A 23,687-nucleotide genomic window follows, 5' to 3' on the forward strand; every position below is an offset into this window, starting at 1 on the left:
ACATGTAGAGAGTTTATTTCAGAGCGTAACCCCATCACTATGGAGTGGAATTAAATTCACCGAACTAGGCATTGAGTGATGGAGCGAAATTCGGCCAATTAGCCCAAATAAGAGCGAAGCATCCACATATGTTTCTCCAGATCCGCTTTATAACCAATCAGCAAATCTGCAGTTGGCTGGTCGGAATTGCTTTCCGCCAGTTCGATACCTTCCTGAAACTCCTCGCATACAGTTGCAAAATCCTCGATCAAGGTTTGTACCATCTTAGGAGCATCTTCGTTGCCGGTTGCTTCCTGAATCGACGACAGCTCCAGGTATTCCTTCAACGTTGCGGAAGGAGAACCTTTCAACGCGAGCAAACGCTCGGCGATCTCATCCATTTTCAATGTCACTTCATTGTATAACTCTTCAAATTTAACATGGAGTGTGTAGAAACTGGAGCCTTTCACATACCAGTGATAGTTATGAATTTTTACATATAACACATTGAGGTTAGCGACTTGACGGTTTAAAAGTTCCTCCACCGATTTGGTTTGCGTATTTTTCGAGTTACTTGTTGTTTTAGCCATCATAAATCCCTTCCTTTTTCATCAAATTGATTTTCAGGAACGTTTACGTATCCATCACCGCCATTGCTGACGGTAAGACGCCAGCGGGCATCCTAATATCACCTGCCGGACGTCTGTCTCATATTTACCCTCTCTATACGGAGACGAAACAAAAAAAGAGTACTCCTTTCTTCCTCTTTCAATTCCCATAAAAAAAATGTACAAAACTTCAATGATTTTCGTTATACTTTCTCTATCCTATCAAAATACTTGGTTTAATATTGTGATATTTTTTAAACTATTTACATGCGCACATTTTATGGAGGTGACTTCGTTGTCCCAATATCATCCTTTAACGACTGAAGAAGCAATCGAATTCGTGAAGAACATCCCCGGATTTTTTAGTCAGGAAGCCCATCTGGAATGCCGAGAAATCGGTGATGGTAACTTAAATCTGGTTTTTCATATTACGGATTCTGAATCTAACAAGAGTATCATTGCCAAGCAGGCACTTCCCTATGTAAAAATTGTGGGTGAATCCTGGCCGCTTTCACTGGATCGTGCCCGTATTGAACGCGAGGCACTTCAGCAGGAACACTACATTTGCCCCGAATTGGTTCCTGCGGTACTGGCGTATGACGATGAGCTTGCGTTGACCGTGATGGAGGATCTTAGCTCACACACCATCATGCGCAAGGGACTAATAGAAGGAAACACCTATCCATATTTCGCTAATCATATTGGGGAGTTTCTGGCACGCACGCTCTTCTTCACCTCAGATTTGGGCATGAATCAGCAGGATAAAAAAGACCTGGTTAAACGCTTTATCAACCCGGATCTCTGCAAAATAACTGAAGATCTGATTCTGGATGAACCGTATCGGATCTCAGATAATAACAACTATGGTGCGTACATCGAAGACGAAGCAGAGGCACTACGTACAGATCAAGTGCTTCACCTGGAAGTGGCTTTGCTGCGAGAAAAGTTTTTGACACGAACCGAAGCGCTTCTGCACGGTGACCTTCATACTGGCAGCATTTTTGTAACGACCGAATCGACTAAAGTCATTGATCCTGAATTTGCCTACTACGGACCCATGGGCTTTGATATCGGAGCAGTGATCGCCAATCTGCTGTTGAACTACGCAGCACAACCCGGATGGACCTCTGGCGAGAAGGCTCTAAAGGAAAGGCGTGACTGGGTTCTGGAGACCGCCATTCAGGTATGGGAACAGTTTGAGCGTAGGTTCCGCAAACTGTGGGACGAGCATGTCACCGATCATATGGCACGTACAGCGGGATATCAGGACTTGTATCTCCAGAAAGTACTGCAAGATACGATTGGTTTTGCAGGGTGCAAAGTGATTCGCCGTATCATCAGCCTGTCGCATGTGGCAGATATCGACACCATTGCCGATCCTGCTATCAAGGAAGCTGCGGAACGTCTGGCGTTATCTATCGGTAAATCCTTGGTTCTTCGCAATCGCGAGCTTCATTCGATTCGGGAACTGGGAGACATTGTTCGGACAGCAACAGCTGCCCAAACTAAAGGAGCTTAATGAATATGAGTGAAAAGAAAGAATCGTCGCACGTAACCTCTGGGAAAGCTGCAGTGCCCAGTCAGGCTCTATCTTCGCTGGTGTGGAAAGGCAACCGCTTGTCTATGTTGGATCAGCGTCTACTGCCCGAAACGATTGTCATGCTGGATTTATTCACGGCCGAGGAAGTATGGGATGGCATACATGCCATGAAGGTACGTGGTGCGCCCGCTATCGGGATGGCTGCGGCCTACGGCGTTGTGCTAGGAGCTACCGCCTACGACGGCACCGACGCTGCTGGGTGGCTGCAGCATGTACACGCCGTGTGCGGACATTTGGCTACTTCACGCCCGACGGCAGTGAACCTGTTCTGGGCCTTGGACCGCATGAAGAAGCGGGCTGGGGAACTCATCGTTGAAGCTAGCGGAGGTCAGGTCGAAGACTGGAATGCCGGGCTGGAGCGTGAAGCCACAGCCATTCAGGCAGAGGATGAGGAAGTATGTCGCCAGATCGGCATCCATGCTTTACCTCTGTTCGAGGACGGGATGGGCGTACTTACTCACTGCAATGCAGGCGGATTGGCGACAGCGAAATACGGAACAGCGCTCGCGCCGATGTACCTTGCGCAGGAGAACGGCATTCACCTCAAAGTATTTGCCGACGAAACCCGCCCCGTGCTGCAGGGGGCGCGCCTGACCGCTTTCGAGCTTCAGCAGGCAGGCATTGATGTCACCCTGCTCTGTGACAATATGGCGGGCATGGTGATGTCCAAAGGATGGGTACAGGCCGTTATTGTCGGCACAGATAGAGTCGCTGCTAATGGAGATGTGGCCAACAAAATCGGCACCTATAGCCTAGCTGTGCTAGCGAAGGCGCATGGCATTCCTTTTTATGTCGCTTCGCCACTATCTACCATTGATTTGCAGACCGCAACAGGCGCAGATATTCCGATCGAGGAGCGTTCTGCTGAGGAAGTTACCGAAAGCTTTGGTAAAAGGACCGCCCCGCAGGGCATCAAAGTCTACAACCCAGCATTCGACGTTACACCTCATGAGTACATTACCGCCATCATTACCGAAAAAGGGATTGTACAAGCACCCTTTAGCGAGAACCTGACCCATTTGTTTGCCGAATAATTGTTCTTGCATGTCATACCGTTCGTATATAATTCAAATGATAATTCTACTCGATAGAATAAAACTTTTCACAGAAAAAAACCGGAGCCAAAAAGTCCGGTTTTTTTTCGTTCTTGTTCCTCTACTCTTATGCAACATATGCACATAGGCTTCATTACACCAGTTTCAAAAGTGCTTCGTATCCTGGCATACCTGGCTTAATCCCCAGTTGCTCCGCTTCTGTCGTCACCGATTCCATCGGCGCTTCCAACAATTCTTTCAGCGTTTTTACCCCCACAGCTCGTGCGGCAAGAATTTTCCGATCCGCCAGCCGTTCATTGAGCAGTCCAACATCCAGGGCACCACACATGATGTAACCACGGGAGTTAGAGATCGTCAACAGCGTTGTTTTAGGCAGTTTGACCTCAACTCCGATAAATGTATGCTCACCCACTTGCACGGATTCCATGTGTATCATGGTTATTACATGCACCTCCTCTTTGTTCACCCGGGATATTTTATGCAGCATTTCCGGGTAAGTGTGGACGCCCGTGGATATGCTCAAAATATCATGGTGAATAACTACAGCTGGAGGGGCCTCTTAACTTTGGCAAAATTCAGTACAATTTCCTTTTCGCTTTTGCTGTTAATTTTTTTGTAGGCGTATGTTCTTTGTTTATATTTACAACACTATAAGTAAAGATAGGAGTATGCGATTCGCATACTCCACTTTTTCAGATGCTTAATTTATTTTATGAAAATCGCATACATTATAGATCTATAGTAATTGCACTACTTGTGTTCCCTTTTTTATATCTTTAATATTTTCTGAATCCTTTACACTAATACCAATGAGTGGAAGGTTAGCAATGGAAAAAGAAAGGCTAATATCCAATACGTCCAGTTCACATTTTGTCCCATCTACCTTATCTACTTGTATTTTTGAACCTATCAAACTTTTCAGATTCGTATGATCCTGCTTATCTAATCCAATATTTGTTCCAATTAAAATGATTCCTTTATTGGGTGTTTTAATAATATCGTCTAACTTCATAATCTCCAAAAGAACATCTCCATTCTAACTAACTGAGCTGACTCCTCCAAACAATCCAGCCAGCTTCTATTGTAATAATATCTCCACGTTGCCATTTGTGGATATGTTTAGTTAGTACATCTGAAAAGTAATCCTTTGCCTTGTTGTTTATGTCAAAATTTCTCCTTTCTGTTCATTGCATAAATACCTTTAACCAAAGGTAAATAGACAATTTTTACAAATTAATGACGCTTTTCATCTATAAAAACACTCCCGCTGATTTTATCTATTCCCAAAAAAGCATACAACAAACAACTTTAAATCCTGATAGATAGACGAATAACATCAAGTTCCACAATTCTCAATATTAATTCCGTTCACCTAAACTGACCCTAAGTATTGTCGTAATTGAGCAAACTATGTGATAATTACGCAGTTGAGCGTATACAAAGATAATGCTTTCTCCCGAAACAAAGAAAGTTCCACCTATTGTGTATATCATTAATACAGTTATCAAAGATCAAAACAAAATCACTAGCACAAGACAGACTACTCCAATTTCCCGAAGCCGCGTTTCCATTACACTCCCTTTTCTCTGTCCAACAATAAGACTTTCTAAGACAAATAAACAATATCAAATTGCCGATCTCAAATTATTTACTCATCTTAAATCTAGGAATTACCTAGCACTTCGTACTTCATTCAATCACTTCTACTTTTGGAACAAGATCACGGTTATATGTATTGTCCTTGTAATTCTTCGACTAGCATTTAGAGCAAACCACTTTACCTTCGCTTCATTGTGCATCTCCTTTTTTGCAATTATTTCCTTTGTCACTATTCCAGTTTGATCATGATTGATATTGGAACATGGTGAATTGAATTTGACGCACCTTATTTTGAAGTAAGGTATATTAAAAATCACAGTTTCCTTCATTCAGATTGGATAACTATAAAAAAGCTCACTCCCATTTTTATTATTAAAGGAGCAAGCTTAACACTGACTATATGACGCTGGTATTGTAAAGCAACTTACTCTTCTTCATCATTAAAAATAGCTTCAAACTCTTCATCTGTATAATCTCTATTGCTAGGTACATGATAACGCTGTGGTAGTCCATTATGATCAAGTACATGATCCACAACCCCATCTCTATCCGAGACAACAAAAGTAATCTCATCATCACCTTCATAACTCTTTGGTGTGATATCAGCTAAAACTAACCATGCAGCACCCTCAACCCTGTAGAATTCCGGGTAAAATTTGACGGACTGCTCAGTGTCATCATGTATTACACCATATAACTTATATTTTTCTTGATAATCCTGAGCAATTTTTCTAGCTTGAGTAGCTGTTAATTTAGTATCCACTTTTTCATCCATTATTCTTCATACCCTTTCCAATTAGACAGAGGCCACTGTCCGTTTCTCACTTTATAAATGTATCTCTGTGCTTCGTATATTTCTGAGGAATTAAATTTGTCTTTATTTTTGATGATTTCATTATAAACATACTCTTCTTTAGCTATAGTGGATAAATTCATATATTTTTCTTTTCCAAGTTCTCCAAAGTGTTTTGCATGGTAAGATTCGTGAATTGCACTTAGATAGGAAGCATCTGGTCGTATAACAATCTGTCCTGTACTAGGATTAAAGCCACCCACAGCTTCTTCTGGAAGTATAGCGCCCTTTTTATCAATTATAACTTTTACATCAATAGCATTCATTTCTTTTTTAAAAGCTTTTATTTCACTAACATTCATAATTTTTAATCCATCTGGTGTTAACCTTCTCTGACCGCTTACAGGCATCTCTTCCCACAATTTCAAATCTAGATCATGGCCTTTGGGAAATGGTCTAACTTCACCGTTTAACTTTATTGTACTACCAATCCCAATTTTAGGTTTGATTACCGAACTAACTCCTCCAAACAATCCTGCTGTACCGATCATATTAGCCCAGTGTTCCTTTGACCAGGCATTGTTTGGATTAAATGCCCCTTGAATCATACCTGTTACTCCAAATGTACCGAAATTGAGCATGTCATTCCATGAATCGTTTTGTTTAGCTGCCCGTTCCATGTACCCTTGGTACATTCCTTTTGGAATACCATATGACATATAATCTAGAAAGCTCCAGACTGAATTAAACTTTTTCTCATAGCGTACTGAGTTAGCGTCTACAAAATCCTGACCTAGTTCAGTTAAGCTATCTACTGATTTCTGGAACGCATTCCGTGTATCTGGAGCAGGAACAGCACATGAATTCGGTGGAGGTGGTAAACAACTTGCGTCAATGTTACCTGCTTCCATCAGATCTGCTAATCTGAATTTATCTGCATGGTGACGTAATTCCCTAGCAATAGAATCCGTCAAGGTAACAAAGTCATTCATATTCTTCTGAGAGGTTTGGAAGGAATAGTAAAAGTGCTCTTTAGTCAGTCCTTCCCACAATTGCCCCATAGATGAAATTTGTTGTACTAAATTACTATTCATTTGAGTTGCCGTTTGCTGTGCTAACTCAAACTGCTTGGAGGCAGTCATAAGCTGCTCAGGTGTCACTTTAATTGTTGTCATAATATACCTCTGTTTGAGTTCGTTATGACATAGTAACATTATTCCGATTTATGGAAAACGAACTTAATTCCTAATTGTTATGTGAAATAAGATAACTTTATACCTATGACCAAAAGCTTATAGTCATCGCTTTCCACTCCTGATCTTCAATCATATCCTGTAACTCAGGAATCAACTTTAGGAGTTTTTTATAGTTCTGTAGCTGTTGTTTCGTGATACCGAGTTCCTGAACAATATCGGTAGTATTTTTTATAGGGACATTTTGTTCATCTGCTTGATTCCCATATCCTTAGCTCAACAATTTGATCATGATTGATATTGGAACATGGTGACCTGAATTTGACGCACCTTCGTTTGAAGCAAGGTGGTTGTAAATGTCATCCTCCTTTATTCAGATTGGCTAACTATGTAAAAAGGCCCACTCCCATTTTTATTGTTAAGGAGCAGACTCAAATTGTACTTTTTTAAATCTCTATGCTATCCCACAACTCTAAAATAGTCTTATCTTCAATCTTCCCATTATCGAACAACTCTCTTGCTGATTCAAATGATTGCGAAAAACTGTCTCTTTGACGAGTAAGAAAGTACTCTTCTTCATTCTGGCTAATCCAATAGCTATCATTTTTATAGTAGAACTGAAACTCTTCCCCCATTTCAAAACGTTCCACCAATTCATTATATTCCAAAACAGTCCCTCCTACTTCTTGTTAACTCTTTTAAATGTCCCATCTTCTTTCCATTCAAAAACATGTTCATGAGGCCACTCTGGATGCTGCTTTGAATTTCCATGATCCGTGTAGTCTACATCGCATGTAGCGCAATTGTTTTAATTTTCTTAGGTGTAATGGCATCCTACTACTTTATAACGAATGTTAGACCATAGGGGACTATATGCTTTGTCGTGCTTACAATTTATGTGGTACCCATACAAACCAAAAAGGCTAGATGGATAATCCCATCTAGCCTCGATTGAGTGAAAAATACACAATTGAGGATTTCCAGAGTTATTCATATTTCCAAATAATAGATCCATCAGTAGATGTTATCATGCTGGGAGGATCGTTATGGAGAGAAATTTCAATAAAGGGGCTCTTTCCTTTTTGTAACCAATTATATATACTTCCTTCGTCGTTAATCGGCTTAGATACTATCTTTTTAACTTCAATAACCGCAGCATCATATTCAATGAATTCATTATCATCTTCATCTAAACCATTGTTTGTTTCATAAATGGTGTCCCTAGTACCAATAATCTTTAATCCACTTCCCCACTGAATAGTTAATTCTTCTTTCGGTACTGAAATAATGGCTTTAATCAAAGAATCATATCCCATATATTCCTCCTTGGTTTAAGGCGCTGCTGGTACAATATGTGCGCCATCTTTACTGTAATGAATAATTCCTTTTGTTGTTTCTTCGAACATACCAGTATCTCTATTATAGTATTTCCCGATAGGTTTTCCGAAATCAATCCTTTCTCGCCCTGCTTTAAACATAGCACCTTTTCCAGAATAACTATCAAGTAATTCTTGTGCGGTTTTGTTATCACCATAGAAAATACTCTTGTTCTTACCATTGGCTAAGTCTTGTTTGTAGTTGGGCGTCCCAACAATATGCTTCTCCTGATCTCCGTGTTTTACTTTTACAGGGTAACTGTCAACTTCACGATAAGGACCTGCTGGAACAGATTTTTTCCCATAAGAAGGTACACCTTCTCCTTTCGCCATCTGCCACAATTCCGCTGAGCTCTTCCCTATTCCGCTTGCGCCTTTAACTGCGGTTGTACCTCCATGTGCCGCTAAAGCTGCTGAGCCAATCAATCCAGGTATTCCGATAATACTACCAACTCCTGTGGATGAAACAGCAACTGATAATCCTTCTCCACCTGTTCCAACGATTACCTCACCAGCTCCCTGCAATGTCGTAGCTACGTGACCGAGAATTTCACCTACTTTAGCAGCCATAGGATGATCATAGTCACGGTCTTTGTCAGGCAGCATCCCCAAGGTTAAATCTTCCTGAATAGCACCTTTCGCTCCCTGAGCAGTATCCCACAAAATTTCCCCTTGAAGCTTACTAGCTTCCATCTGAGCTTCGGCTTTTGTGATCTCAGCTTTACCGATCTGTTCAAAGATTTTATGTAACCAACCTTCACCGCTTGATGCCGTTTTAACAGGCACACCATTCCCTGGCACATCCAGTACGACTTTTTCTCCATCTACCTGTGTGAAGTTTTTTGAAATAAAAATGAGTTCTTGTGCAACCGTAGAAAGTCGTTCAAGCGTCACGCCCATGGATTGTCTAGAGACCTGAAAATCTTGGAAAAACCTCTCTCGGGTAGCACCAGACCAACCTTGTTGGACAAAATCAATTCTTCCATTCAGTAAATTCAATATACGTTCCATTTCGTGTTTACCATGCAAGAACTGGTCAGCCACTTCCATAAGCTTGTCAGGTGGAACCAATATTCTCCCCAATTGATCACGTCCATTTTAATTTAGATGGAAATAATCTTATCAGAAGGAGATGTTTAGGGATATCCACCTGTCATCCTGAAATTTCCTTTTATATTATGTGACAAATGGACTGATATAAACGGATTTACTATGTCAAAAGTATTGTATAAAGCCTCTTTTTAATATAAACGAAAATATCAGTGTTAAATTTTTTTAAAATATTGTGGGGGCACAAAATCGGCAAGCCAAACACCATTGTTAGCGATATAGAACTTCACATTATTAGCCATCGATTTTACTGTATCGATTTCAAGAATGACTAATTCACCACGTCTCTTACCTGCCAATGTTGCAAATTCAAGTGTCTCAGATAGATGAACATACTTTCTCCCCATGGGTTTAATTCCCTCGGTAATAATTTTATCAACTACTTTGCTATTTGTTCCGTGATAAAGAGAAGTTGGTGGAGTGAATTCTTTGTAATCTAATCTTCCTGTACTATGCCCGTAGTTAGCTCGTATGTATCCATTTACCATGTGGTATCGCTTCTTTGGACAATTAGTTACGACTTGATCAATTCCTGCTTCTCCTATATCCAACCATCTATTCTCTGATTTAATTGCTGAAATTAAGTCATGCACGTGGCAATAACCTTCATGGTCCAACTTAATTCCAAACTGTTCTGGTGTATGCCTAAGAATTTTACTCATAAATTTACTAAGGCTCTCTTCTTGTTTTGGTGATAACATCATATACTCCTTCTAATGTAATATTTGCTTTATCTAAAGTAACCAATCTGATGATTCATAGCGTCTTGTGAAGTAAAGCACCAATCCCCCGATAAGGAAAAATGTAGCTCCAATTAAAAAACCTCTTAGACTATATCTGCTATAAGCCTCCAATAATACTGCAACTCCCAGCCCACAAGGGAAATACCCGAAAATACCTCTTATCAAAGCCATGATAAAAAACTTACGATTCATAAATTTTTCTCCTCGCTAATCGTACTTCATTATATAAAAACGAACAAATTTATTTCATCCATATCCATATATCCTCTTTGTCTCCATTCCACAGCAATCCAAAGTCTGCAACAAAAACTTCCATTATAAGCCTAAATTAAAAAGACAACAGGTGATACCTGCTGCCTTTACTCACCATTATTTAGCTTCCGTCAACATTTTTAAAATGCCGGTAAATGAGCCGTTAATCGACTTAATATCTCCATTAACCTGTTGGTTAAATTGAGACTCCGTAAGTTTATCTTTTCCTGCTGTGTGGTTCTTAATGAATTTTATAAGCTCTGCTTTCTGATTTGCAATATCTTTTAATGCTTGTTCGCTTTCTTTTTTGTAATTTTTAATACTTTTACTTAGTTCCACCTTCGCCACGCTGAGCTGCTTCTTTAATTTATCGCATTCAGCCTTGGCTTGAGCTATTACCGCTTTACTTGATTTATTTTTCACTTCGTTTTTATAGCGCGCTGATGCTTGACTTAATCTCTGAGTTAGCTCACGAACTTCTGCCCCCAGAACAGCATTAAGTTTTTTTTGTGCAATTTTAATTTCCTTCACACGATCTTTGTAATTCTCAAAGTATATTTTTTCGATTTCACTTGTTGACATTGCTTTTGTAGATGTTGCTGCCAATACTTGTGATGGAATTAAGATAGCAAACATTAATAGTAGTAGAATAGCTTTCTTCATATGTATCTCCTTCTTTGGTAGTAGTGCAATTATCATAAGGGAAATGAAGGGAATAGGCAATATGTCTTGTTATTAAAATACTACTTTCTACATTGTATATTCTTTCAATGATCGAATAAGCATTTTACAGATAAAAGTCCAAGCTAAGTCACTTCTAGAAGCTTATTTATGTAGAGCAAAACAAACGATATGAAAAAAGCTAGACGGATAATTCCATCTAACCTCTTGATCATAGTTAATTTTCTACGTCTATTGTGATCTTAAACTTGAGATTATTTTATTCCAACATTCCTCCATGTTGTCCAGTTGGATCGTAATTACTAATGCTACTGACATAAAACTGGATACTAGGAGAGTGGAATCAACTTACTCTTACTCTTCATCTTCATTAACCACTTTAATTAGATTTCCGTAGACTGCCCTCGTGTGAGCAGATGCATGTTCTTTAAAATACGTAAACAACCTCATACATCTAATTGCTTGTATTTTATTATTAACTTCAGCGGATCTTTCCAAACAGCTGAACAAAAATGTAAAACCGTCTGAAAACTTCCCTTTACGCAAAAGATAGATTGCTAATTCTCTTGAGAAATCAGTATATCGCTCCGTTATGAAGCGTTGAGTATACAACCCTTCCACTTTTTTTCGCTCCAGAAAGGAAATAATTTCTCCTTCAAATTGTATTAAAATATCATCTACATCAAAATGATATCGATTTGCCGCTTCAAGCATATTATCAAGTGCGGGAAGAATTTCATCTTTTTTAGAAAAAATATAAGCTACATAATCAGTTAGAACGCTCTTATCGCCAGAAAGAAGCTTATTTGCATACGTATTTACTACTGCCCAGTCTTCATATTGCCTCTTCCACTTCAAAGCAGTTTCATCTGTAGCGTTCACCCAACTCAAATCGGTGTAAGCATAAGTATGCTGAAGTGCTTGCTCGTAGTCTTTCCTTCCTTCACAAGCTTCTGCCCGAAGTAAATGCGAGAATGCCCAATACGCAAACAAGGGAAATTTGGGTTTCTTCGAATTGTCTTTATTCATATGATGCCGTTTTTGTTCCAAATTGTATTGAATTTTAGCCTTATCTCCAAGAGCTTTAGCGAATAATTCTAATTTGTCCCATTTTCGTAACGAGCGGTATGTATTCGCCAATTCTTTTAACGCCTCTAACTGATCTGTCTCATCTAACCGTTCAATGTAAGGCTCGAATTGAACGGCTGCATCATAGCTTTTTTCTTGATCGTTTCCAACACGAATCGTAAACAATCGATACTGGCACACTGCCAATCGCTCTGAATGTTGCTGCCTTTCACTCTCGCTCACATTTTCATAAAGAAACGCCGCTGCTTCCTTGTAACCATCTCTGTAAATATTCTCGGCTACTTCAAAGAGTAACGGAGGATAGATTGGGTTATCCAGCAACAGAAATACAACGCACTGCAAGCAATCAAGTCGGCCAAGCTCCACGCATCGGTACAAAAAAGGGCTAATTCTCCGCCAGTTGAGCGTTTCTTCTAAGATACACTCCTCAATGTAACGTTCATAAAAATAGTCTGGTGGCAATTTCATTCCGGCAGTAATGCGATCCAATTGGTTAACGGATAAAATACGATTTCCAGTAACAATACTGCTAACCGTACCAACATTCAAATCAATGATGTGTCCAAACTCAGTCATGCTTAAGCCATTTTGTTTTAGATATTGTTCTAATTCTGCTCCAATCGTAAGTGTGATTTCCATGAATAAACCACCCTTTCAACGTAGACTCGGCCTATAATATAGCTTCTTTCACTTATTTTTTAGTTAAAACTCAGCTCTTTACTCCAACAACTGATTTGAATCTCAATCTTCTTTTTACTATTAATAATAATTACATTTCTCCATGGTATGTGGGTTGATAGTTATGCTCAATATCTTGATAGCCTGCTGGAGGAATTACTATTGTCAATAACATAAAACTTGTTACCAGTAAGGTTAAAATTATTTTACGTCTCATCATTATCCACCTCATCAATCAAATTTCTGTAAGCTGTCTTTATCTCAGTTGATGCATACTCTCGATAAGACTCATACAGCCTCATACATTTAATTATATACGATTTATTATTGCTTAATGTAGATTTTTCCAAACTACTTAATAAAAATTTAAAGCCATCAGAAAATCTTCCTTTAGTCAAAAAGTAGACTGATAATTCCTTAGAAAAATGTATAAAACGCTCTGTTATGAATCGTTGAGTATAAAAGCCTTCGATTTTTTGTTGTTCCAAATAAGATAAAATATCCTCCTCGAATTGCTCTAAAATATCATCTACATCAAAATGGTATCGATTTGCCGCCTCAAGGATATTATCAAGTGCGGGAAGAACCTCATCTTTTCTTGAAGAAATATAAGCTACATACTCGGGAAGTACGCTCTCTTCGCCTGAAAGAAGCTTATTTACGTACGTATTCACTACCGCCCAATCCTCATACTTATCTTTCCAATTCAATGTTTCTTCATCAGTATCCGTAACCCAACTTAAATCAGCATATTTTTTGATATGATGAAATGCCCGTTCATAATCTTTTCTTTCACCACAGGCTTGTGTACGAAGTAAATGAGAAAATGCCCAATAAGCAAACAGAGGAAAACTTGGTTTCTTTGAATTTTCTTTTTTCACATGGTGCCGCTGTTGTTCCAATTTGTATTGAATTTTAGCTTTGTCTCCCAAAGCTTTAGCGAACAATTCTACTTTGTCCCATTTACGTAACGAACGGTATGTATTCGCCAAATCTTTTAACGCTTCTAACTGATCTATCTCATCTAGTCGTTCAACATATATTTCAAATTGAACTGCCGCTTCATAGTTTTTCTCTTGATTGTCTCCTTGCCTCGTATGGAACAAGCGGTACTGACACATAGCGAGGCGTTCTGAGTATTGTTTTTTCTCACTTACAGCTACATTTTCATAAAGTATGGCTGCCGCTTGGTACTTCTTTTCATGAAATAATTCTTCAGCAAGCTCAAATAAGGATTCTGAATAGCCCAACTTATCCATCAATAAATTGACCACATCATGAATGCAGTCCAGTTTGTTCAATTTCGCACAATTATGTATAAAAGGACTCATTCGACGCCAATTCGGATTAGCCTCTGTTAAATACTCAGACACATACCGTTCGTAGTAATAGCCAACGGAATGCCCCATTGCTTTTGTAATTCGGTCTAGCTGATCCACTGAAAGAGTGCGGTTCCCATTAATAATACTGCTCATGGTTCCCGGATTCATTTCTGCCTCTCTGGCGAGATCACTAAGGATTAAATCTTTATCTTTCATATGTTTTGTTATCTCTGTGAGTATCGTGGTTGTGTTGTACAAAAGTAACCACCCCTTATCAGGAACTTGTTAGGATATCAACTCATTAAAAAGAGGACTATTGCAATCCAATGATTGTATAGCCTTTCCGCAATTTATTGTACCATCTTTTGGCACAATATCATATACCTTTCAGAACCTTACTTAAGATACCTTTGAAGGGTTTGCAAAGAAATTAAGCTCTATAAATCCTGAGACATACGAATCATATCTCTACACTGTATGCCATTCTCATAAATTTCTTCTAGATAGTTATGTCTGACAAAGAAATCTAGATCTACACCAACAATTCTGAACCCACATTTTTGGTAGAGAGCTAACTGCCCAATGCTAGAGTTTCCTGTGCCCATTTCCATCGTTTTATAACCTTGTGCCCTAGCTGTTTCAATTGCATGTGTTACTAATTGTCTGCCTATTCCTTTACCATGCATACCTTCTGATACTGCTATATTCACTAACTCAACTGTTTCAGGTCTTGTAGGTAAAAGAACATAGACTCCAACAATATGATGGTCAATCTCTGCTACAAAACACTGCCCTCTTTTTAAGTATTCCTCAACAAGTTGGTGCGAAGGATCAGCTAGTAACAAGAGCTCTATTGGATATTTTTCATTTGAATGAAGTAGTCTAATATTCATATATTCTCTCCTGAATGTATTATCGCCCCTGGATTCCCCCCATCGTAAGCTTTATTCCAGAAATCCGGGGAAGCCCTAAATCAGTTTGATCTCAATTCATACAAACCATTGTGAAGCGAAAGACTGGCAGAGCATGGAGCTTCAAACAAGACTCTGGTGTTAAATACGGCCGGAAGCCTATCATCAGGAAACCAAGGCCGTTGCTTGTCTATGACTATAAATGATCCTTCTACATCCCCTAGCGGCGCGAATTTCTGTCCAGCCCCTCCCCATGAATCAAGTTGGAACGTTTCGGTGATTATCCTTGATACTTCGGAGACATCGTCGACAGGAAGACCGATCTCGCTTATACGAAGTAGAGAGTGGAGCCCGAAAGCTTCAGTGACTGCGTTGTTGAGTGTATGGTGAGCGATGAACTCGACAAGGTTATGATCCGGATCATAGAAGTAAAGCGCTGTTGCATTCCAGTTTTCGAAAAAAAACTCATCTTCTTGGGGTCTTGAGATCAATGAAATCCCACGGTCGATTACCCACTGTTTTGCTTCTATGAATTTATTCGTTGGAATCGTAACCGCAATATGATAAAATTCATTTTCCATGTGGGAGGATTCCTGAAAAGCAAGAACCGATTCCCCTACTTGAAAAGACAACCGCGAAGGGTTTTCCTCCACAACCTGCAAATCCAAGAGAGAGCCGTAAAAAGCTTTTATCGCTTCGAAACTGTGGGTGCCTAAAAGCACTTCTTTTAATTTCAATGCATTGGTCCTCCCCATAAATAATATTGAAACCCATTTTCCGTCGTATCCAGATCAGCATTTTATCTCAGACTGTATGAGGCCATTTCATTGGTTATTGATTATCCTTTAAATCGCTTAGAAGTTTGGCATTCACATCTAACGCTGCAAATTGAAGTAGTATATCCTGTTCATCCAGTGCTTTACTTTTCGCCATTTTGAGATAAAGCTTGGGCTGGTCCCGAAATGCTCTTGCACTCCCAATCGAGTATGCCTTCTGGAGATATTCATGAGCTAATACAAGCTTGCTCTGATGAAGAAGTGTTTCCGCCATCTGGATATAAGGTTCAGCATGTATAATCCGGTACCCTGAACCTTCCAAATCTATAATCTCCCCATTTAAAAGCTCTACTGATCGCTGAGTATGCCCGTTATAATTAAGAATTTGAACGTATTGATGTAGGGTTACACCTGTAATGCCCCATGTATGCTTAGGTTCGGGTATTAGATCCCAGGCCCTCTGTGCTTTTTCCTCAGCTAAGTTGCTATCTAATGGGAGTATATGAGCTGCTTCCTCACCAAGAGCCCAAATTTCCTCTTCCAATTGAGCCTCCAGATCATGATACATTCGAATATTCATCTATTCCTCCCAATACATAATGTAGAGTACTCTTCTAATGTCTATCCATATTTTAACGCACGCTGGCTTCCGTTGCATTCGAATTGAACAATTTTATTTTTATAATCATAGATAAAAACGCTAGCAGCGCAAACATCATTCCGCTCCAGATGAGCTGGTGTATTCCCAAGTGAGAGATAAACCAGCCGCCTATAGCAGCTCCCATCGTAATACCTAGATTAGAAAATGAGACAAACAGGCTGTTTCCAAACTCTGGAGCTTCTTTCGCTTCAGTGGTTAACCATGTTTGACTAATAATTAGCCCCCCGGAATGCACGGCCCCCCAAATGAGTACAACCACAATCATCGGTAGGAAAGAAGCCCCCAGAGCATAAGTGAATACGTAAATGACCATATATAGCAATGGGAACATGATGACGGTCTTAGTCAGATTTTTATGTAATAATCCTCCAAATAAAAAGTTTCCAAAAATCATGACGATTCCAAAGACCATCAACATCATACTGATCCATGACCCGTTCATAAGAGTTACTTCTCCAAGATATTCGGCAAAGTAGCTATACACCGAAAACATAGCTGCAAAGATAAAAATAACAGTCACAATGTTGAACCACAATTGAGGTTTACGTAATATACCAAGCTGTTTGCCATAAGACATCTTTTCCTGAACTGGCAGGGAAGGAAGCCATACGAGTATTCCTACAAATGCAATCATGCTTACGACAGCACCAAATAAGAAAGCAGCTTCTAACGATATCTTATCAGCAAGATAGGAAGTCAAAGGCACGCCAAAAGCAAATCCTACTGTAATTCCAGCGAAAACCTTGGTGACTGCTTTACTACTCTTTTCAGGGGGGACAAGATGAGATGCAGTCACGAGAGCGACCGAAAAAAAGACAGGATGAAAAATAGCAGGAAGAACACGAAAAATGAGCATGACCTCAAAATGAGTGGTATAGGCATAGACAATATTGGAAATGACAAAACTGAATACAGCGGTTAATAGAATGACTTTACGATTCATGCCGGAAACGAGTAAGGTCAAGAACGGACCTGAAATGGCAACAACTAAAGAAAAAATACTGACGAGCCAACCAGCCTGGGCAGCTGATACATGGAATTTTTGAGTTACTTGGGGGAGAACACCTATAATCCCCATTTCCGTTGTAATAATGCCGAATACGCCTAAAGCCAGAATGATAATAAGTAACGGGTTAACCTTTTTCATTTTAAGTATAAGCCTCCAATTTAATTATATATATAGATTTGTAGATATGTTATGTAAAAAAAAACCTCCTTTCTGTTTATAGTTCCTTTTGAACGTACTCGGCAAATTCCCGGATTGTTTTTTCATTCCGTCGATAGTACGTCCACTTCCCAATACGCTCAGACTCTAACAAACCGGATTTTTGCATCGTTAATAAATAACTTGAAATCACAGACTGCGCAAGTCCCGCTTTAGCCTGAATATCTCCCACACATACACCAATTTGAAAATTAAGCCCTTGCTTTAGATAAGCCTGTTCATCAAAAAACTCTTCTGGTTTTTTTAACCACAGCATAATTAGACGACGAGTTTCGTTTGACAATGCTTTATAAATCAATGACGGTTCCATATAAAATATTATATCTATTTTATTAGATTTGTAAATATAAAGCCCAATGACTACGTAGAAGAATTAATAATAAAGGCTGCTTCCCCACAGAAAATCCGCTGGGAAACAGCCTGTTTGTGTACATATTCAACTACACTGACTTACTCTTATTGGAGCGATACATCAAGTACAGGAAATACGGTGCACCGATCAGTGCGATCAGCAATCCGGAAGGAATTTCGGTCGGCGCAAGCACTGTCCGGCCAATCGTATCAGCCAGCACCAGCATCACCGCTCCCAAGATGCTCGACAGAACAATGGAGCGGCGTACATGGTGCCCAATCAACGTACGCACGATATGCGGGGCAATCAGCCCGATGAAGCCAACTGTACCCACACAGGCCACCGCTCCGCCCGCCAGCAGCACACCCACTGCCATGGCCAGCAGCCGGGTGCGGCGCACCGGAAGTCCCAGTCCCATGGCGCTGCTATCGTCAAATACCAAAAGATCGAAGCGGCGAGCTAGCCACCAGGCTATTGGCAACAACACGAGCAGAAAAGCCAGAATCGTCGCCACCTGCCCCCAGTTTCGAGCGTAGGTACTACCCGTCAGCCAAATATAGCCTGTGCTGCCCCAAAGCGAACCTTGGATAATCAGTATCTGAATGCCAGCTGCTCCGATCGCTGATACGGCAATCCCAAGTAGGATGACCACAGACGGGTTTAGGTGCTTGTTCCATGATAAAAAGAAGATCACCGCCGCCGACACCGTCGCTCCGGCAATCGCCGCGATGGGCAGCATATAAACAGGCAGCCCAGGCCAAACGATAATTACTGCAAGCGCGCCGAAACCAGCCCCTGAAGAAACACCAATGATCGAGGCATCCGCTAAGGGATTACGAACGGCTAATTGGATCAAGACACCGCTGACCGCAAGCGCGATACCAGCCCCGGCTGCCACCAGCGTGCGCGGAATTCTAAACTGCAGCAAGGCCGAATTTGCGTTCTCACCGCCGAACAGGCCGGACAATAGATCGCCGACCGGAATTCGCATTCCTCCAAACATCAGGCTGAATACGGTCAACAGCACGGCACCGCACCCAAGCAACATGACCAGCCTGCCATACGGTAATTTCCGAGAGCGCACACCTATGTTCATGGAAGATTGTCCACTAATACCAGAAGGTAGCTTCATCTTCCACAGAATCAGCCAAATTAACCAAGGAGCACCGATCAAGGCCATCATTGCTCCGGTCGGCAGATCCATGCTTGATTGGTGGACCATTTTCGCCAGCACGTCAGCGCCCGTCAACAGCAATGCCCCCCAGAGGAAGGAACCGGGCAGCACCCAACGATGCATTTTTAGACCGCTTAAGCGAACCAAATGCGGAGCTACCAAACCCACAAAACCAATGGGTCCAATGACACTGACTGTAATGGTCGACAGCAGTACAGCCAATACAATTCCCACCGCCCGGGTCAAGCTAACCTTTTGTCCGAGCGACGTGGATGTGGACTCATCCAGATCCAGAACATCAAACTGCCTTGACAGCAGAACGGCAATGATCGAGAGTCCTACGACCCAGGGCCAGGCGTAAGTCGTCCCGCTCCAGTCGTTTTGCACAAGCGAGCCAGAACCCCAGAGAAACAGTCCCTGCGTTTCAAATGAATAAAAAATATGCAAAGCTCCGGTAAACGAACCGAGAACCATGGATACAATCAAGCCGGCAAGCGCCAACCGAATCGGACTTCCAGCTCGTCCCCCGCCCATGAAGTAAGCCAGCACCGCTGCAAGCAGGCCGCCGACAGCGGCAAATAGAAACGGCGCCTGATGCAGCAATCCGGGAAACATCACCGCGCCAAGGACGACCACAAAGTAGGCACCGGCGTTAATTCCTAGTGTATCAGAAGCCGCCAGCGGATTTTTGGTGATGGCCTGGAGCAGAGCACCGGCGATGGCCAGCGCACCACCTGCTAGGATTCCGATGACCGTACGCGGCATTCGGAGATCCCACACCATGTTATGATCGAGCGTATTCTGACGCTGGGTCAACGCCTCAATTACTGTATGCAGCGGGATTGAAGCCTCTCCATAACACAAGCTTACAAAAAAAAGCACGATGAGGACGATCAATCCGCCCCCAAAAATGCTTCCTACACGCCAAGTCTTCGATAAACCCGTTGTGCCTGTTCGGGTCATTTCGTCAGAGCTCCGACTACTTGATCAACCAGCACTTTGGATGAGATTGGGCCGCCGAACGTCCATGTTGTACCGTCCAGTGGGTAGGTCCGTTTTTCTTTGACAAAGTTCAGTCCGTTCCATACCGAGTTGTTCTTCATCGCGGCTCCAAATACATCGTCCGTCTTTTGCGTAATATAGATAAAATTGCTGTCCTGCACAGCTGGAAGAGCTTCAATGCCAACGGTGCTAAACCCGTATTTCTCGGTCTTGTCCGACTTCCAGTCGTTCACCATGCCGATTTTCGCAAGCGTTCCCACTACAACCGAATTTTCTTTGAACATTCGCAGACTGGCAGCATTTTGAGCTGTAAAGGCTTGTGTCAGCGCATAGTGAAAGTCTGCTTTGCCTGCCTTCTCCAATGTAGCCTTTGCATCTACATAGTGCTGGTCAAGTTCGCTTAGGACCTTATCAGCCTGTTCCGTTTTTCCGGTAGCCACAGCGACTTGCTTGAAAATTTCGACCATACGGTCGTAATCATAGCCGTTCCCCTTGTAAGGATCGAATTCTATCGTCGGTGCAATCCCCTTAAGCTGTGCATAGATCGCTGCATTGTTATCGGCGTTAGAGATAATAAGATCTGGCTTGAGCGCCGCAATCGCTTCTAGATTCGGTTCGCCCCGTGTGCCGATATCAGTTACGGTATCAGCCAGCTTTGCCTCCGGTGTTACCCACAGCTTGTAGTTTTCATTGTCCGCATTGCCGACAGGCTGTACGCCAAGTGCAATGAGGTCCTCGGTAAACGTCCATTCGAGTACAACGACACGTTCCGCTGGCTTGTCCAGCTTGACTTCCCCGTGGTCGTCCTTAACCGTAACCGGACCAGCCGTAGTAGATGTCTGCTCAGACCCAGCAGTACCTTCCGTCTTCGAGCTATCCCCAGCTGCACCGCAGCCCGCCAATACAATAGTAAATACTACAAATAACAATAGGCTATTCAACATCTTTTTCATTTCTTTCAATCACCCCTGTATGTATATTGCATTGGAAAATGATAATCATTATCAGTAAAAGAGTATAGGGCTTAGTGACTTTTGTCAATACGGATAGATCTAAAATTGAATCGCAAACGGGTTCCGTATATGATAGCTTTATCATTGTTTAAGGGAGGCTACATTTACGTGGCAGTATTAATCAACGAGCAAATTAAAGCTGACGAAGTGGTACTCACTGGACTCGCAGGGGAGAAGCTCGGCGTTGTCTCGAAGTCAGAAGCCTTGGCTATGGCCCGATCCAAAGGGGTGGACCTGGTCTGCACCTCACTGATGAGCAGTCCACCGCCCTGTAGCTTGGTCGCAAAGGGCAAAGGAAAAGCGCTTGCGCAAAAAGAAGCCGCAGCAAGCAAAACGAATGTCGGCCGAACCGCAAAAAACAGCGGCAAAGAAAAGGTCAAGGAGCTTCGCTTCACTGCTCATATTGAGGAGCATGATTACGACACGAAGCTGCGTCAGGCAGACAAATATCTGCGTTCCGGCAAACCGGTGCAGTTGGTCGTTAAAGCGTCTGGTGCAAAAGAAGCACCTGTCGCCAAAGCTGTACTAGAGCGGCTACTAGTCGATCTGAAGGAAGCCGGAGTGAAGGATACTGGAATCCAGACGGGCGGCAAGGGCTCACAAGTGAAATTAAACCCTCGCTGAATGGCAAATCCGTAAATTGGACAAGTCACTTAGACCGTAGGAAATAGAGTGAGATCACTAATGGACATGAATGGACCTGTCAACATTTCTCGAAGTGAGAGACTTCAGACTTGCCACGAAATAGCTGCGAGGTTACATGAAGTATACAGAGACAAAATTCTGGCTATAGGGATCTATGGATCTGTTGCCAAAGGTACTGACGGCCCTTTCTCGGACATTGAAATGTTTTGTGTACTAAGTGAACCAAACGGCCCCGTAGAATTTAGCCATGAATGGTCGGCGGGGCCCTGGAAAGCTGAGGTGAACGTCTGTAGTTCAGACATTCTTCTTAAAATCGCCTCTACTGTTGAGGGCGATTGGCCATTGACACATGAACCCTTCTTTTCCCCACTTCGTCTGTATGATCCTAAAAACTTTTTTTCTATATTAAAGGAAGCTGCCGAATCCCCAACAAAGGAAGATTTCAGGCATGCCATCAACGAAGTGCTTGTAGGTGAAATGTACGAGTTTATAGGAAAGCTTAGAAATGTCCGTGTAAATGGCCCTCATACCTACTTGCCGTACTTGGTAATGCAGTTTGCCCAATATGGGGCTATGTTAGTTGGGTTGCACAATCAGAAGCTTTTCTCAACGGGTTCAATGGTTCTACCGGAGGCCCTGGAACTGCCGAGTCGTCCAGAAGGATTTGATCATGTAGTTAAGTTGGTGATGTCCGGAGATTTAGCTGAACCAGCGAAGATCATTTCAGCCTGTGAAGATTTCTGGAGTGGTCTTGTGAGTTGGGCAGTCGAACATGACTACCTTATTCGATCACAACGAATCCCATTTTGATCGCAAATAAAATTTACTTTAATTGCGATTACTATAATATATCATGTTTTTGATATGCCCCATCCCCCTTTCGTTAAGGGGGATTTTACTTTTCTTCTGGATGGATGATACTGCTTCGTTATATTTTCCCACTGTAACATGTTTAAAATTTAAACTACTTGATTTCACCCCCTACCTCCTTTATTCTCTGTATATGTAACTCTGGCTTTGCTTATCTATATCTAGTGCTCACATACTGACCTCATTCGTGTACACATGCAAAAATGTACAATTCCGGTGTACTCCATTAAAATTTTACACATAGGGCTTTATATAGATTTTATTTTTGTTAATATCCAACAACAGGGCCTTAGGCACTATGATAGATTACGTTTTAATGATATATTGATAGGTACTATAAAAGACTAATTACCCATGGCTTGGGCTGGAGGATGTATGAAAAAGGAATCAAATCAAGACGAAACCAGTTATTTATTTAATGTAGATGTATTAGTTAAAGGCCGTTCGAACGTAGAGGCCCTTCAGTTCCTGCTTAATCTCTTGAGCCAAAACGAACACATTGCGGATAGCCGGATTCAATCCGGTATTGAACTTGGGAATTTAATCGAAGCTGCACTGTATCTAAAAAAACAGTCAGCCAGTAATAACCCGTCTGACGCAGCTGCTACGCTTGCGGAAAAGTTCTCCAAAAAGAAGTCAGCCGCAGTTACGAACAAGCCGCCAGTCGTTCAAGAGATCAAACAATCCCACGTACAGCCAAAGCCTGCAACACAACAAGAACTTAGTACGTATGAATGGATCAAACGCTATATACAAGATAATACGCTTGTACGGTTAATCGTGAACCGCTATGGCGGACAGCGTAGCATCCCTTGCCGCATCCTCAATCTGGATCATGATAATAGCCTGCTGAGTGTGTATCATGTAGATGAGAAGCAAGTGTACTCCTTTAAAATGAATGAGATCGATGAAATCACATCGTAAATGTAAATACTTCATAAAAAAACGAAGCAAAAAAAAGAGAACGGGCAGGAAAAACA

25 protein-coding genes are annotated in these 23,687 nt (G+C 41.6%); 5 read left to right on the forward strand and 20 right to left on the reverse strand.

Annotated features, from left to right (window positions below):
* Positions 1-98: 98 nt before the first annotated feature.
* A complete protein-coding gene (locus BM358_RS03310) occupies positions 99-569 on the reverse strand; it encodes a Dps family protein (RefSeq protein ID WP_013309551.1) in 471 nt (156 codons plus the stop codon).
* Between the two features lie 313 nt (positions 570-882).
* On the opposite strand from BM358_RS03310, the gene mtnK reads away from it, so the two are divergent.
* Together mtnK and mtnA are read left to right on the forward strand one after the other, a co-directional pair.
* Complete coding sequence (gene mtnK, locus BM358_RS03315) at positions 883-2,106, forward strand: S-methyl-5-thioribose kinase (protein WP_028542908.1); 1,224 nt, start codon at positions 883-885, stop codon at positions 2,104-2,106.
* A gap of 5 nt (positions 2,107-2,111) precedes the next feature.
* Positions 2,112-3,221: an S-methyl-5-thioribose-1-phosphate isomerase gene (gene mtnA / locus BM358_RS03320; RefSeq protein ID WP_028542909.1), complete on the forward strand. Its 1,110-nt coding sequence runs from the start codon at positions 2,112-2,114 to the stop codon at positions 3,219-3,221.
* 154 nt (positions 3,222-3,375) lie between these two features.
* Here mtnA and BM358_RS03325 read toward each other — a convergent pair whose 3' ends face one another.
* The 19 genes from BM358_RS03325 to BM358_RS03420 all read right to left on the reverse strand — a co-directional run bounded on the left by BM358_RS03325 (position 3,376) and on the right by BM358_RS03420 (position 21,132).
* On the reverse strand, positions 3,376-3,678 hold the full coding sequence (locus BM358_RS03325) for a YunC family protein (protein WP_023987881.1): 303 nt from the start codon (positions 3,676-3,678) through the stop codon (positions 3,376-3,378).
* Positions 3,679-3,978: 300 nt separating this feature from the next.
* Entirely contained in the window at positions 3,979-4,254 is a 276-nt protein-coding gene (locus BM358_RS03330) for a hypothetical protein (protein WP_231517285.1), read from the reverse strand.
* A gap of 1,011 nt (positions 4,255-5,265) precedes the next feature.
* The gene (locus BM358_RS03340) at positions 5,266-5,616 is read right to left on the reverse strand and encodes a hypothetical protein (protein ID WP_049828507.1); all 351 of its coding nucleotides are present in this window, start codon (positions 5,614-5,616) and stop codon (positions 5,266-5,268) included.
* Positions 5,616-6,809, reverse strand: coding sequence for a WXG100 family type VII secretion target (locus BM358_RS03345; RefSeq protein ID WP_028542913.1), 1,194 nt, complete (start codon positions 6,807-6,809; stop codon positions 5,616-5,618). Before BM358_RS03345 ends, BM358_RS03340 begins: the two co-directional genes overlap by 1 nt.
* Positions 6,810-7,273: 464 nt before the next feature.
* The gene (locus BM358_RS03350; RefSeq protein WP_028542914.1) at positions 7,274-7,495 is read right to left on the reverse strand and encodes a hypothetical protein; all 222 of its coding nucleotides are present in this window, start codon (positions 7,493-7,495) and stop codon (positions 7,274-7,276) included.
* Between the two features lie 318 nt (positions 7,496-7,813).
* Positions 7,814-8,143: a hypothetical protein gene (locus BM358_RS03355; RefSeq protein WP_028542915.1), complete on the reverse strand. Its 330-nt coding sequence runs from the start codon at positions 8,141-8,143 to the stop codon at positions 7,814-7,816.
* A gap of 15 nt (positions 8,144-8,158) precedes the next feature.
* Positions 8,159-9,286 (reverse strand): polymorphic toxin type 50 domain-containing protein, encoded by a 1,128-nt coding sequence (locus tag BM358_RS03360; protein ID WP_028542916.1) that lies wholly within the window; start codon positions 9,284-9,286, stop codon positions 8,159-8,161.
* Positions 9,287-9,468: 182 nt separating this feature from the next.
* Positions 9,469-10,014, reverse strand: coding sequence for an RNA 2'-phosphotransferase (locus tag BM358_RS03365; RefSeq protein ID WP_028542917.1), 546 nt, complete (start codon positions 10,012-10,014; stop codon positions 9,469-9,471).
* Positions 10,015-10,047: 33 nt separating this feature from the next.
* A complete protein-coding gene (locus BM358_RS03370) occupies positions 10,048-10,248 on the reverse strand; it encodes a hypothetical protein (protein WP_028542918.1) in 201 nt (66 codons plus the stop codon).
* Positions 10,249-10,425: 177 nt separating this feature from the next.
* The gene (locus tag BM358_RS03375; protein ID WP_028542919.1) at positions 10,426-10,971 is read right to left on the reverse strand and encodes a hypothetical protein; all 546 of its coding nucleotides are present in this window, start codon (positions 10,969-10,971) and stop codon (positions 10,426-10,428) included.
* A gap of 372 nt (positions 10,972-11,343) precedes the next feature.
* Positions 11,344-12,717, reverse strand: coding sequence for a helix-turn-helix domain-containing protein (locus tag BM358_RS03380; protein ID WP_028542920.1), 1,374 nt, complete (start codon positions 12,715-12,717; stop codon positions 11,344-11,346).
* Between the two features lie 245 nt (positions 12,718-12,962).
* Entirely contained in the window at positions 12,963-14,294 is a 1,332-nt protein-coding gene (locus BM358_RS03385; RefSeq protein WP_371263050.1) for a helix-turn-helix domain-containing protein, read from the reverse strand.
* Between the two features lie 221 nt (positions 14,295-14,515).
* Complete coding sequence (locus BM358_RS03390; protein WP_023987862.1) at positions 14,516-14,971, reverse strand: GNAT family N-acetyltransferase; 456 nt, start codon at positions 14,969-14,971, stop codon at positions 14,516-14,518.
* 80 nt (positions 14,972-15,051) lie between these two features.
* Positions 15,052-15,726, reverse strand: a complete 675-nt coding sequence (locus tag BM358_RS03395) for a VOC family protein (protein WP_028542922.1) — start codon at positions 15,724-15,726, stop codon at positions 15,052-15,054.
* 94 nt (positions 15,727-15,820) lie between these two features.
* Positions 15,821-16,345: a hypothetical protein gene (locus BM358_RS03400; RefSeq protein WP_028542923.1), complete on the reverse strand. Its 525-nt coding sequence runs from the start codon at positions 16,343-16,345 to the stop codon at positions 15,821-15,823.
* Between the two features lie 52 nt (positions 16,346-16,397).
* Positions 16,398-17,573, reverse strand: coding sequence for an MFS transporter (locus tag BM358_RS03405; protein WP_028542924.1), 1,176 nt, complete (start codon positions 17,571-17,573; stop codon positions 16,398-16,400).
* 76 nt (positions 17,574-17,649) lie between these two features.
* The gene (locus BM358_RS03410) at positions 17,650-17,961 is read right to left on the reverse strand and encodes an ArsR/SmtB family transcription factor (protein WP_023987858.1); all 312 of its coding nucleotides are present in this window, start codon (positions 17,959-17,961) and stop codon (positions 17,650-17,652) included.
* Between the two features lie 130 nt (positions 17,962-18,091).
* Positions 18,092-20,140: an iron ABC transporter permease gene (locus tag BM358_RS03415; protein WP_028542925.1), complete on the reverse strand. Its 2,049-nt coding sequence runs from the start codon at positions 20,138-20,140 to the stop codon at positions 18,092-18,094.
* Positions 20,137-21,132, reverse strand: a complete 996-nt coding sequence (locus BM358_RS03420) for an ABC transporter substrate-binding protein (RefSeq protein ID WP_023987856.1) — start codon at positions 21,130-21,132, stop codon at positions 20,137-20,139. The genes BM358_RS03415 and BM358_RS03420 overlap by 4 nt, the downstream gene beginning before the upstream one ends.
* Positions 21,133-21,300: 168 nt before the next feature.
* On the opposite strand from BM358_RS03420, the gene infC reads away from it, so the two are divergent.
* The 3 genes from infC to BM358_RS03435 all read left to right on the forward strand — a co-directional run bounded on the left by infC (position 21,301) and on the right by BM358_RS03435 (position 23,631).
* Positions 21,301-21,816, forward strand: coding sequence for a translation initiation factor IF-3 (infC, locus tag BM358_RS03425; RefSeq protein WP_023987855.1), 516 nt, complete (start codon positions 21,301-21,303; stop codon positions 21,814-21,816).
* Positions 21,817-21,876: 60 nt separating this feature from the next.
* Positions 21,877-22,647, forward strand: a complete 771-nt coding sequence (locus BM358_RS03430; protein WP_028542926.1) for an ANT(4')-I family aminoglycoside nucleotidyltransferase — start codon at positions 21,877-21,879, stop codon at positions 22,645-22,647.
* Positions 22,648-23,082: 435 nt separating this feature from the next.
* Positions 23,083-23,631, forward strand: a complete 549-nt coding sequence (locus BM358_RS03435; protein ID WP_023987852.1) for a hypothetical protein — start codon at positions 23,083-23,085, stop codon at positions 23,629-23,631.
* Positions 23,632-23,687 lie beyond the last annotated feature (56 nt).

Origin of the sequence: Paenibacillus sp. cl130 (assembly GCF_900116035.1) — a bacterium.
GTDB classification, from domain to species: Bacteria; Bacillota; Bacilli; order Paenibacillales; family Paenibacillaceae; genus Paenibacillus; species Paenibacillus polymyxa_B.

Bases quoted from the DNA above. Each gene is read 5' to 3' on its own strand.
- BM358_RS03310 (WP_013309551.1), bottom strand. From the start codon at position 569: ATGGCTAAAACAACAAGTAACTCGAAAAATACGCAAACCAAATCGGTG.
- mtnA (WP_028542909.1), top strand. From the start codon at position 2,112: ATGAGTGAAAAGAAAGAATCGTCGCACGTAACCTCTGGGAAAGCTGCA.
- BM358_RS03325 (WP_023987881.1), bottom strand. From the start codon at position 3,678: ATGATACACATGGAATCCGTGCAAGTGGGTGAGCATACATTTATCGGA.
- BM358_RS03330 (WP_231517285.1), bottom strand. From the start codon at position 4,254: ATGAAGTTAGACGATATTATTAAAACACCCAATAAAGGAATCATTTTA.
- BM358_RS03340 (WP_049828507.1), bottom strand. From the start codon at position 5,616: ATGGATGAAAAAGTGGATACTAAATTAACAGCTACTCAAGCTAGAAAA.
- BM358_RS03345 (WP_028542913.1), bottom strand. From the start codon at position 6,809: ATGACAACAATTAAAGTGACACCTGAGCAGCTTATGACTGCCTCCAAG.
- BM358_RS03355 (WP_028542915.1), bottom strand. From the start codon at position 8,143: ATGGGATATGATTCTTTGATTAAAGCCATTATTTCAGTACCGAAAGAA.
- BM358_RS03365 (WP_028542917.1), bottom strand. From the start codon at position 10,014: ATGTTATCACCAAAACAAGAAGAGAGCCTTAGTAAATTTATGAGTAAA.
- BM358_RS03370 (WP_028542918.1), bottom strand. From the start codon at position 10,248: ATGAATCGTAAGTTTTTTATCATGGCTTTGATAAGAGGTATTTTCGGG.
- BM358_RS03375 (WP_028542919.1), bottom strand. From the start codon at position 10,971: ATGAAGAAAGCTATTCTACTACTATTAATGTTTGCTATCTTAATTCCA.
- BM358_RS03380 (WP_028542920.1), bottom strand. From the start codon at position 12,717: ATGGAAATCACACTTACGATTGGAGCAGAATTAGAACAATATCTAAAA.
- BM358_RS03385 (WP_371263050.1), bottom strand. From the start codon at position 14,294: ATGAAAGATAAAGATTTAATCCTTAGTGATCTCGCCAGAGAGGCAGAA.
- BM358_RS03390 (WP_023987862.1), bottom strand. From the start codon at position 14,971: ATGAATATTAGACTACTTCATTCAAATGAAAAATATCCAATAGAGCTC.
- BM358_RS03400 (WP_028542923.1), bottom strand. From the start codon at position 16,345: ATGAATATTCGAATGTATCATGATCTGGAGGCTCAATTGGAAGAGGAA.
- BM358_RS03405 (WP_028542924.1), bottom strand. From the start codon at position 17,573: ATGAAAAAGGTTAACCCGTTACTTATTATCATTCTGGCTTTAGGCGTA.
- BM358_RS03410 (WP_023987858.1), bottom strand. From the start codon at position 17,961: ATGGAACCGTCATTGATTTATAAAGCATTGTCAAACGAAACTCGTCGT.
- BM358_RS03415 (WP_028542925.1), bottom strand. From the start codon at position 20,140: ATGACCCGAACAGGCACAACGGGTTTATCGAAGACTTGGCGTGTAGGA.
- BM358_RS03420 (WP_023987856.1), bottom strand. From the start codon at position 21,132: ATGAAAAAGATGTTGAATAGCCTATTGTTATTTGTAGTATTTACTATT.
- BM358_RS03430 (WP_028542926.1), top strand. From the start codon at position 21,877: ATGGACATGAATGGACCTGTCAACATTTCTCGAAGTGAGAGACTTCAG.
- BM358_RS03435 (WP_023987852.1), top strand. From the start codon at position 23,083: ATGAAAAAGGAATCAAATCAAGACGAAACCAGTTATTTATTTAATGTA.